9 protein-coding genes are annotated in these 10,471 nt (G+C 61.8%); 5 read left to right on the top strand and 4 right to left on the bottom strand.

The features are described from left to right. The first annotated feature begins 36 nt into the window (after positions 1-36). Positions 37-906, top strand: coding sequence for a rhamnan synthesis F family protein (locus tag AC1DWF_RS26915; protein WP_476842252.1), 870 nt, complete (start codon positions 37-39; stop codon positions 904-906). Positions 907-1,053: 147 nt separating this feature from the next. On the opposite strand, the gene AC1DWF_RS26910 is transcribed toward AC1DWF_RS26915, so the two are convergent. Next, positions 1,054-1,338, bottom strand: coding sequence for a hypothetical protein (locus AC1DWF_RS26910; RefSeq protein ID WP_476783885.1), 285 nt, complete (start codon positions 1,336-1,338; stop codon positions 1,054-1,056). 163 nt (positions 1,339-1,501) lie between these two features. Between AC1DWF_RS26910 and AC1DWF_RS26905 the strand changes: the two genes are divergently transcribed. Beyond that, positions 1,502-3,133 carry an AMP-binding protein gene (locus tag AC1DWF_RS26905; RefSeq protein WP_476783886.1) on the top strand — a complete coding sequence of 544 codons (1,632 nt, stop codon included), beginning with the start codon at positions 1,502-1,504 and terminating at the stop codon, positions 3,131-3,133. Here AC1DWF_RS26905 and AC1DWF_RS26900 read toward each other — a convergent pair. After that, complete coding sequence (locus tag AC1DWF_RS26900; protein WP_476783887.1) at positions 3,130-4,413, bottom strand: GNAT family N-acetyltransferase; 1,284 nt, start codon at positions 4,411-4,413, stop codon at positions 3,130-3,132. The genes AC1DWF_RS26905 and AC1DWF_RS26900 overlap by 4 nt on opposite strands. Beyond that, positions 4,413-5,822, bottom strand: coding sequence for a lipopolysaccharide biosynthesis protein (locus AC1DWF_RS26895; protein WP_476842251.1), 1,410 nt, complete (start codon positions 5,820-5,822; stop codon positions 4,413-4,415). Before AC1DWF_RS26895 ends, AC1DWF_RS26900 begins: the two co-directional genes overlap by 1 nt. A 95-nt stretch (positions 5,823-5,917) precedes the next feature. Between AC1DWF_RS26895 and AC1DWF_RS26890 the strand changes: the two genes are divergently transcribed. Together AC1DWF_RS26890 and AC1DWF_RS26885 are read left to right on the top strand one after the other, a co-directional pair. Next, positions 5,918-6,148, top strand: coding sequence for a hypothetical protein (locus tag AC1DWF_RS26890; protein ID WP_476842250.1), 231 nt, complete (start codon positions 5,918-5,920; stop codon positions 6,146-6,148). A 101-nt stretch (positions 6,149-6,249) separates the two neighbouring features. Next, on the top strand, positions 6,250-6,582 hold the full coding sequence (locus AC1DWF_RS26885) for an antibiotic biosynthesis monooxygenase family protein (RefSeq protein ID WP_476789213.1): 333 nt from the start codon (positions 6,250-6,252) through the stop codon (positions 6,580-6,582). A 71-nt stretch (positions 6,583-6,653) separates the two neighbouring features. Here AC1DWF_RS26885 and secA read toward each other — a convergent pair whose 3' ends face one another. After that, positions 6,654-9,377, bottom strand: a complete 2,724-nt coding sequence (gene secA, locus AC1DWF_RS26880; RefSeq protein ID WP_476842249.1) for a preprotein translocase subunit SecA — start codon at positions 9,375-9,377, stop codon at positions 6,654-6,656. 237 nt (positions 9,378-9,614) lie between these two features. Between secA and AC1DWF_RS26875 the strand changes: the two genes are divergently transcribed. Continuing rightward, the coding region (locus tag AC1DWF_RS26875) for a peptidylprolyl isomerase (protein ID WP_476842248.1) at positions 9,615-10,471 on the top strand (857 nt) is incomplete at its 3' end.

Genomic DNA, 10,471 nt, shown 5'->3' with positions numbered 1-10,471 from the left:
TGACGATGCCATCGCGGCATTGCATCGAGGGACGTATTGGCCAAGGACAAGGCGTCGCGCATGCATGACGAGCTCAAGGTTGCGATAGTCATCCATGCATTCCACATGGATACGTTCGACGAGATCCTCGACCTCGTGCGAGCTCTTCCTGCGCGACACAAGCTGTTTGTAACGACGGTACCTGATCGCGAGGCGGCCGCACGTTCGCGGCTCGACGCAAGTGGCCGAGTCTTTGCCCTTCAAGTGACTGAGAATCGAGGTCGCGACGTTCTTCCTTTCCTGCGGATATTTCCTGCAGTCTGCGCCGAAGGTTTCGACCTTGTCGTCAAGGTTCACACCAAGAAATCATCGCATCGGGCGGACGGTGATACTTGGCGCCGCGCCATGCTTGAAGCCCTCCTTCGTCCGGATGTACTGGAACGCTCGATCAGAGCCTTCACGAGCGACCCCTCCTTGGGGATAGTCGGGCCTGACGGCCATTTTCTGTCTGTAACCAAGTATATTGGCGGGAATCGAACTGCGGTCTTGTCCATTGGCTCTCGCCTGGGATTGACCGAGCAACAGGTTCTTGAGGCGGGCTTTTTTGCCGGAACCATGTTCATGGCTCGCGGCGCTGCCCTCCAGCCGATCATCGATCTCAATTTCCAAGGTGGCGATTTCGAAGCCGAGGACGGGCAAGTGGACTGCACGCTGGCTCACGCGCTGGAGCGCAGCATGATGCTGGGTGMCTTGGCGCTTGGACAGAGGATCGCTTCCAGCGCCGATCCGACTGGCAAAGCCATCCTCAACGATCGCTACGATTTCGCGCGCAAGACAAGCTCCAGGGGGCTTTTCGGTCGGTATAGAACGCAAGCGCGGAACAAAATCGGAAGCGTTCTTCGCCGCATCCGCAGGCCGAAGCCATGATATTTGGTTCTGATCTGGCGGTCCCAGGCTACTAGGCTCGGCCCGTTGGTCGCTGTTTCCAGAATATTCCGCACAACCAAACCCACACCTCTTGGGTCACCACGAGAGGTGCACTTGTCATCTTGGTCAACGGACAGCGAACTTACGTCAATTGGGCTTCGTAGCCGTCATTGCCGCAGCAGCCGGCTTCGCCGGGGTCGGCTGTTGCCCAGTCTTTGATACCGTAGATTGTTCGCAATTGGAGCCAGCGGTCACATCCTCGCACGCGGCAGGATCGTCCTTGTAGCCATTGCCAATGATCTTGTTGGCAACTTTAATGCCTTTGTCACCGGCGGCTTCGATTCCGTTCCCAATGATCTTATTGGCGACAACAGTGCCAGTTATGCCGAGGGCGACCGCAAGGGCGGCATACAACAAAGTCTTCGACTTCATGGCGTTCCCCTTTTCAATAGATCAAGGGCAGTTTTTTATCACGAAAGCGTCGCCGCGTCAGTTAGGGGCAAGGACACGCTACTCGCTCCCACTTGACGGGTCGTGGGGGCAGGGGCTACGCGACAAAGCCTGTCCACTCGCGGAGGAGCGGAGACGATCGTCCATGCTCGAACGGCGCGACACCTACGACGCCCTCTACCGCGACTTCCGCTGGAATATCCCGCAAAAGTTCAACATCGGCACCGCCGTCTCCGACCGCTGGGCATCAGTCGACCCTGAACGCACGGCTTTGCTCGACTACCGCGTAGACGGTGTGGCGGAGAAGCTCTCCTTTGGCGAACTGTCGCGCCGCTCCAATGCCTTTGCCAATGCGCTGCGCGCCAAAGGCGTGCGCCGTGGCGACCGCGTGGCCCTTTTGTTGCCGCAGAGTTTCGAGACGGCCATCGCTCATGTCGCGATCTACAAGCTTGGCGCCATTGCCGTGCCGCTGGCGCTGCTGTTCGGCGTCGAGGCGCTCGAATACCGTCTGCAAACCGCTGGCGTTCGGGCGATCGTCACCAATGAGGCCGGTTTCGCCAAGGTGAGCCAGATCGGCGGCCGGCTACTCGAACTCGAGACCATCGTTGTGGTTGGCGGTGGCAATGTCGACGATTTCCATCGCCTGCTTGCCTCCCACTCGCCTTTCTTCGAGGCCGAAGACACCGGCCCTGACGATCCTGCGATGATGATCTTCACCTCCGGCACCACCGGCCCGCCCAAGGGCGCGCTGCACGGCCATCGGGTGCTGCTTGGCCATCTGCCTGGCATCCAGATGGCGCATGAATTCCTGCCGCAGCCAGGCGATCTGATGTGGACACCAGCCGATTGGGCCTGGGCCGGTGGCCTGCTCAATTTGCTGCTGCCCGGCCTCTATCTCGGCCTGCCGGTGGTTGCCGCCCGTTTTGACAAGTTCGATCCCGAAGCAGCGTTGTTGTTGATGGAGAAAATGAGGGTGCGCAACGCCTTCATCCCGCCAACCGCGCTGCGCATGCTCAAGGTGGTGCCCGACATCCGCAGACGCTTCCGGCTTGATCTGCGCAGCATAGGCTCTGCCGGCGAAGCGCTTGGCCGCGAGACCTATGACTGGGCAGCCGCCGAGCTCGGGCTTGTGGTCAACGAGTTCTACGGCCAGACCGAATGCAACGCGGTGCTTGCCTCTTGTGCTGCACTTGGCGTCAGCCGTGGCGGTGCCATCGGCAAGGCCGTGCCTGGCCATCGCGTCGCCATCATCGACAGTGAGGGTCGCCGCGTACCCGCCGGCGTATCAGGCCAGATCGCCATTGCCCGGCCCAATCCGGTGATGTTCCTCGAATATTGGCAGAGCCCCGAGGCGACCGAGAAGAAGTTCATCGGCGAGTGGATGACGACAGGCGACCAGGGCATCGAAGACAAGGACGGCTATGTCGCCTTCTTTGGCCGCGACGACGACGTCATCACCTCCGCCGGCTTCCGCATCGGCCCAGGCGAGATCGAGGACTGCCTGACCGGCCATCCCGCGGTGGCGCTCGCCGCTGCGGTGGGCAAGCCCGACGCGCTGCGTACCGAGATCGTCAAGGCCTATGTCGTGCTCAAGGATGGGGTTTCGGGCGATGCCGCACTCGCCGAGGAGATCAAGCTTTGGGTGCGCGAGCGGCTGTCGGCGCATGAATACCCACGCGAGGTCGAGTTCGTCGATTCCATGCCATTGACCACCACCGGCAAGGTCATCCGCCGCATTTTTCGCGACCGGGCAAGGCGCGAAACGAAAAAAGCCTAGCGCTTCTTGAGCAGGCCGCGCATCCGGTCGCGCAGTTTGGTGGCGAGCTTGCGCGTCTCGCGATAGAGATGCAGCTGCGAAGCGGCCTGGCGCGTGGCGCGATCGGCGTCGGGCGTCAGCCCGACGACGAAGGTGCCCATCGGCTTGCGCTCGCTCCACATCTTGCCGACCATCGGGTGATCCGGCACCGCGCAGGAATCGGTCATCATGATGTTGGGGTCTTCGAGGTGCTGGGCGGTTACCGCCATCATCAGCAGCACACCCGGCGAATAGGCCGACAGCGCCTCGTCATAGGCGGTCTTCCAGGTGTAGGCGATGCCGGCCTCGACGAAGACCACAAGGCTCGCGATGGTGCGGCCATCGAGCGTCAGCGAGTGGATGCGGCACATGTCCTGTTCCGACATCCGGTGCACCGCCTCGCGCGCGAAGGCGGCGCGGTAGCGGTCGATCGCCATGGCCGTGCGCTGGCGGCCCTTCCAGCCGGATGCCTCCAGCGTCAGGAACTGCTCGATGGCGTGGCGCACGTCGTCCTGGGTGCGCGCGACCTTGTGCTCGACCACACCCTGCTCAGCGAGCCTACGTCCCAGCCGGCGAAATTCCTTGTAGTGGCGGGTGCCGAGCGATGCCTTGAGATACTCCTCGCCTTCGGCTTCGCTTTCAAGGAAAGGGCGCTCGAACTGGCCGGTAATCACCAGCGGCAACCCCCGGCTTTCGGCGGTAGCGCTCAGCATGCGCGCCACAGCACCGTCGAGGCGCATGTCGGGCAGCACGAACACCTTCGGCAGCTTGAGATGGGGTCTTGCCAGCATGGCGAAGAAATCGGCGATCACGCCTTCGGGGTCATCACGGTCGAGCAGCGGGGTGCCGAGCGGGCCGAACGGGCTCGACCAGGTCCGCATGACAGGCACGCCGAGCGGTATCGCCGGGCGTTCGACCGAATAGGGCACAAGCAGCCTGAGCCGGCTACGGAATTCGGTGCCGTCGCGGATGACGGCAAGGCGCACCTCGCGGTCTTCGAGCCTGGGCATAGCTGGTGCCAGGAAGCGCGGATTGAAGAAGACGTTGGGCTCGATGGTGCGGGTGCAGAGGTGGTCGAGTTCCTCGACAAGGTCGAAGCCGGCGGACGCCGGATAGATCGCAAGCCGTCTGAGCGGCCGCTCGCTGGCGGTCAATTCAAGATGGGCAAGATCGGCGACGTCGGCTGGAACGCCGGCGATGCCGGCGATCATCGACCCTGCTGGGCCGCCACTGGTCTCTTCGAGAAGCGGGATGGCCGCCATCAGGCTTTCTCCGGCGTGCGTCGGACAGGGATGAACAGGACCATGACGATGCCGAGCGCGCGCCATACGGTGAATGAAAGTGCCGTGGCCTCGAAGATCATCGCAGCCGAGGTGGCGATCGCAGCCCCCCACAGTCCGAGCGTGGGGATCAAGACGACGTTGAGGCCAATGTTGAGGGCAAGGGTTGCGGCATAGACCATGGCGCAGACGTTCTGGTAGCMGCTCATCGTCAACAGGCTTTCGCATGGCCCGACCGCCGAGCGCGCGACCACTGCCGCCACCAGCAGGAACAGCAGCGGATAACCTTCATCGAAGCCCGGGCCAAACATGCCGATCAGCGGCTGGCCAAACAACAGCACCAGCAATCCCATCAAGAGCGACGGCCAGAACGTCCACGCAACCGTCTCGCGGGCGAAGCCGGCCAGCTTTTCCGGCTCGCTATGGGCAATCTGCGCGTAACGCTGCGCAACGCCGGCTTTGACGGCGAAATAGACGAAATGGACCAGCGCCAGCGTCTTCACCGTAGCGAAATAGATCGCGACCTTGTCGGGGTCCATGTAGAAGCCGACCATCAGCACATCGGCATTGGTGAGCAGGAAAAAGAAGCTCTCGACCAGAAAGATCGGCAGCGAGATGCGGAGCCAGTAGCCGAGCCGGATATTGCGCGGGCCTGCCGGGATGCGCTTGTCGGCGCGCGAGGTGACACGGGCGAACTGGGCAAGCGTGGTAACGTAGGTAGCGGCGATCGAGGCGATGACAGCGGTTTCGGCCGTTGGCGCCAACCCTGCCATCACGGCTGCCGCCATGAAGACGAGGATCAACACCGGCCGCACGATGTAGGTCGGCACCAGCGCCTGGAATGCCCAGGCATTGGCGCGCGCCAGTCCTTGCAAGACGTCCGACAGCGCCAGCATCGGCAGGCAGAACATGCCGAGGAAGAACGGCACGACGTAGTAGCTTTCGATCCTGCCGGAGAAAAGCCAGACGCCTGCGATGCCGATGGCTGCGATGACGGTGGAGGCAGCCAGCACGAAAAGCCGGCTGGCCAAAAGCACGCCGCGCAATTCGGCGAGCATGCCTTTTTCGCGGTATTCGGAGATGAAGCGGATGATCGAGGTGTGGAAGCCGAAGCACGACAGGGAGCCGACGATGACCATGGTCACCCAGACCAGCACGAAGATGCCGTATTCGAAACTGCCCATCCAGCGCGCCAGAAGCACCTGGCTGACGAAGGCGATGGCCGCACTGACGATGCGAACGGCAAAGGCAATGAGCGACATGCGGCCGGCTTCGCCGCGTCCGTCGGCGCTGAACAGTATCGCATCGACGCGGCGCAACAACGGCGTGACGCGCGAGGCAATCCGCCCCGGCAACCACCGCTCAGCCGTCATCGCTGCGGAAAAACGCACCCAAACACTCCATCTTCCGCGGTTTTCGCTGACAGCATGTAGTTGAGAGCCATTAAGAAACGGTTGGACGGCAGTTTTGGGGCAGGGGAGGTGACATGATTTCGCAAGACGAACGCCGATCGATGCTGCGCGCCTATTCGATCGGACCAACGATGATCCGCTATCTCGAAGAAATCGRCATCGAGCGGCTTGCCGACCTGCGCGGCGCCGACGCCGATGCGATCGCCATGCGCATCGACATCGCGCTCGGGCGCAAGCACATCAATAGCCTGGGCGTGGCTGCGCTGCGCAATCTCATCGAACTGGCAAACAACGAGCAGTTCTGAGCTGCTTCAAAAATTCTACGGTGACCTGCGAATTGCACTTGACCTCAACTTTGGTTGAGGTCGCACAAATCGTTCCCGTTGAAGCAAGGAGAGCAAGAGAGATGGATCAGAACGCAAGCAAGGCACAACGCGTCTACAGGGTCGACAGGTTCGCGGTTCCCGATCGGGCACGCGCCGAATTTCTCGGCAAGGTCCGGCAGACGCACGAACTGCTGAGGGTGCAGCCGGGCTTCCTGCAGGACATGCTGCTGGAGCAGCCGTCACTAGCAGGCGAACACAACGTCATCACGATCGTCGAGTGGGAAAGCGAAGCGGCAATCGCGCCGGCCAAGGCCAAGGTGCAGGCCATGCACGCCGAAGCGAATTTCAACCCGCAGGAGTTGATCGCACGGCTCGGCATCAAGGCCGATAGCGCCAACTACAGGCACATCTAGAGCCAAAAAGGCTCCAGAAACAGCAACGGCGACCTGTCGGGTCGCCGCTGATTTTTCAAGCCTTCCTGCGATCAGGCAAATGTGCCGTGGCAGTGCTTGTATTTCTTGCCCGAGCCGCAAGGGCAGGCTTCGTTGCGCGAAACCTTGCCCCAGGTCGAGGGATTGTTGGGGTCGCGGTCTTCGGCAGCAACAACGCGTGCATCCTCCAGCACGGCAACCGAACCTTCGCCGAAATCGTCCTCGCCGGTCGTGCCGTCGATATGATGACCGAACATTTCAGGCGCTTCCGGTGGCGGAGCATCGGCGGCCTGGCGCACCAGTTCGACGCGCATCAGCTGCGCGGTGACTGCCTGGCGCAGATTGCCAAGCATCGCCTGGAACAGTTCGAAGGCCTCGCCCTTGTATTCGTTGAGCGGATCGCGCTGGGCGTAACCACGGAAACCCACGACCGAGCGCAAATGGTCGAGATTGACCAGATGCTCGCGCCACAGATGGTCGATCGTCTGCAGCACGACCGAGCGTTCGACATAGGTCATGACGTCGGGACCGAAGCGCTCGGCGCGGTCGGCTGCTGCCTTGTTGACCTCTGTGGTGATGCGCTCGCGGATATCTTCGTCGGCGATGCCCTCTTCCTTGGCCCATTCTTCGATCGGCAGGTCGAGGTTGAGATACTGGATCACGCCTTCCTTGAGGCCGGTGACATCCCACTGCTCGGCATAGGCCGTCTCGGGAATGTGCTTGGTGACGAGATCGTCGATCACGTCCTGGCGCATTTCGCCGACGATCTCGGTCAGGCTTGTCGCGTCCATCAGCTCGAGGCGCTGCTCGAACACCACCTTGCGCTGGTCGTTCTGGACGTCGTCGTATTTGAGCAGGTTCTTGCGSATGTCGAAGTTGCGCGCCTCGACCTTCTTCTGGGCCTTCTCCARCGCCTTGTTGATCCAGGGGTGGATGATGGCCTCGYCGTCCTTGAGGCCGAGCTTCTGCAGCATTCCGTCCATGCGTTCGGAGCCGAAGATGCGCATCAAATCGTCCTGCAGCGACAGGAAGAATTTCGACCGGCCCGGATCGCCCTGGCGACCGGAGCGGCCACGCAGCTGGTTGTCGATGCGACGGCTTTCATGGCGTTCGGTGGCAAGCACGTAGAGGCCGCCGGCGGCCAGCGCCTTTTCCTTGAGGCGGGCCACATCCTCGCGGATCGCCTTTTCCTTGGCGTCGCGCTCGGGGCCGGCAGGCATGTCGGCCAGTTCCTCGGTAATGCGCATGTCGGCGTTGCCGCCGAGCTGGATGTCGGTGCCGCGGCCGGCCATGTTCGTGGCGATGGTGATGGCACCCGGCTTGCCGGCCTGGGCGACGATCGACGCTTCGCGTTCGTGGTGGCGGGCGTTCAGGACTTCAAAATTCTTGAAGCCATCCTTGCGCAGCCGCTCGGCGAGCTGCTCGGACTTCTCGATCGAGGTCGTGCCGACCAGGGTCGGCTGACCCTTGGTGTTGGCTTCCTTGATCTCGCGGACGATCGCCTTGTATTTCTCCTCGACCGTCCGATAGACCTCGTCGTCCTCGTCGAGGCGCCTGACGGGCACGTTGGTGGGAACTTCGGTGACGTCGAGATTGTAGATGTTGCCGAACTCTTCCGCTTCCGTCAGCGCCGTGCCGGTCATGCCGGCGAGCTTTTCGTACATGCGGAAGTAATTCTGGAAGGTGACCGACGCCAGCGTCTGGTTTTCCGGCTGGATCGCCACGTGTTCCTTGGCTTCGAGTGCCTGGTGCAGGCCTTCGGAGAAACGGCGACCCGGCATCATGCGGCCGGTGAACTCGTCGATGATGACGATTTCGTTGTCCTTGACGATGTAGTCCTTGTCCTTCTGGAACAGGCGGTGCGCCTTGAGCGCGTTGTTGACGTGGTGAACCAGGGCGACGTTTTCGATGTCGTAGAGCGACTCACCCTTGAGCAGCCCTGCATCGCGCAGCATGTTCTCCATCTTCTCGGTGCCTTCTTCGGTGAAGATGGCGGTCTTCTGCTTCTCGTCGACTTCGTAGTCGGTCGGAATCAGGTTGAGAAGGAAGGCGTCGACGGTGTTGTACATTTCCGAACGGTCTTCGAGCGGACCGGAAATGATCAGCGGCGTGCGGGCTTCGTCAACCAGGATCGAGTCGACTTCGTCGACGATCGCAAAGAAGTGACCGCGCTGCACCATCTGGGCGCGCTCATACTTCATGTTGTCGCGCAGATAGTCGAAGCCGAGTTCGTTGTTGGTGGCGTAGGTGATGTCGCAGGCATAGGCCGCGCGGCGCTCTTCGTCGGACAGGCCGTGGACGACGATGCCGACCGACAGGCCGAGGAACTTGTAGAGCCGGCCCATCCATTCGGCGTCGCGGCTGGCGAGGTAGTCGTTGACGGTAACGACGTGCACGCCCTTGCCGGTCAAGGCATTGAGATAGACGGGCAAGGTAGCGACCAGCGTCTTGCCTTCACCGGTACGCATCTCGGCGATGCCGCGACCGTGCAGCACCATGCCGCCGATCATCTGGACGTCGAAGGGACGCATGCCAAGCGCGCGTTTGGCACCTTCGCGCACAGTGGCGAATGCCGGGATCAGCAGGTCATCGAGGGAGGCACCATTGGCGATATCCTGGCGGAACTGCTCGGTCCGCGCCCGAAGCTGGTCGTCGGTCAGCGCCTGCAGTTCATTTTCCATTGCGTTTATCGCTTCCACCCGGGGCCGGGTCGACTTGACACGGCGGTCGTTGGAGGAACCGAAAATCTTACGGGCGAGACCGCCGAGACTGACCATCAAGTGGCCCTTTCAATTCGAATGAAGCCGACTGTCCGCCGGCCGAACCTACCGAGGATAACGCGGTGGCAGGTTCAACACGAAAAGCGCCCGGAAAACGGTTCTGGACGCGAAGACGATGGACAGATAAGAGGGGGCACAACTTATGTCAACGTCGCAGAGAGCCTGCCGAAGACGCCAAATTCCGCCACATTTAGGTTGATTTGGAAGCGCGGTCATCCCCACCGGAGAGTTTAGATGCCTTTTTCGTTCCGTAGCGCCTCGCTTGCCAGTCTCGGACTTGCAGCCGGTCTCGTGGCGCTGTCGTCGCTGCCACTAGTCGCGCAGGAAGCTGCGCCCGCAGCCCAGACCGCGGCTCCCGCTGCTGTTCCTGTCGATCCGAATGCGATCGTGGCCACCATCAATGGCGAGAACGTCACCGAGGCCGACATTACGCTCGCCGAGCAGGATCTTGGCCAGCAGTTCGGCAACCTGCCGCCCGAACAGCGCCGTGCCGCTGCCCTGTCGTCGATCATCGAGATCAGGCTGATGGCTGCCCAGGCAGTCGAAAAGGGCCTCGACAAGGACGCTGACTTCCAGCGCCGCCTGGCTTTCCTCGACCAGCGCGCCCTGCATGGCGAATTGGTTGAAAAGGAAGTCGCCGGCAAGATCACCGACGACGAGATCCGCGCCCGCTACGACAAGGAAATCGCGGCCCAGAAGCCGGTCAACGAAGTCCATGCCCGCCACATCCTGGTCAAGACCAAGGAAGAGGCCGATGCGATCATCAAGAAGCTCGATGGCGGCGAGGAATTCCAGAAGCTCGCCAATGAAAACACCACCGACCCGAGCGGCAAGACCTCCGGTGGCGATCTCGGCTTCTTCGGCCCCGGCCAGATGGTGCCGGAGTTCGAAAAGGCCGCACTCGCCCTTGAAATCGGTGCCTATTCCAAGGAGCCGGTGCAGACCCAGTTCGGCTGGCACATCATCAAGGTCGAAGACAAGCGCACCCAGCAGCCGCCGGCATTCGACACCGTCAAGGAGCAGGTCCGCTCGCTCCTGATCCGCGAGAAATATATCGAGCTGGTCAAGCAGGTCCGTGCTGCCGGCAAGGT

This window comes from Aminobacter sp. P4_D5 (assembly GCF_056401815.1).
The sequence above is the reverse complement of the archived record's forward strand: the minus strand, read 5'-3'. Positions and strand labels throughout refer to the sequence as shown.

Bases quoted from the DNA above. Each gene is read 5' to 3' on its own strand.
- AC1DWF_RS26910 (WP_476783885.1), bottom strand. From the start codon at position 1,338: ATGAAGTCGAAGACTTTGTTGTATGCCGCCCTTGCGGTCGCCCTCGGC.
- AC1DWF_RS26905 (WP_476783886.1), top strand. From the start codon at position 1,502: ATGCTCGAACGGCGCGACACCTACGACGCCCTCTACCGCGACTTCCGC.
- AC1DWF_RS26900 (WP_476783887.1), bottom strand. From the start codon at position 4,413: ATGGCGGCCATCCCGCTTCTCGAAGAGACCAGTGGCGGCCCAGCAGGG.
- AC1DWF_RS26885 (WP_476789213.1), top strand. From the start codon at position 6,250: ATGGATCAGAACGCAAGCAAGGCACAACGCGTCTACAGGGTCGACAGG.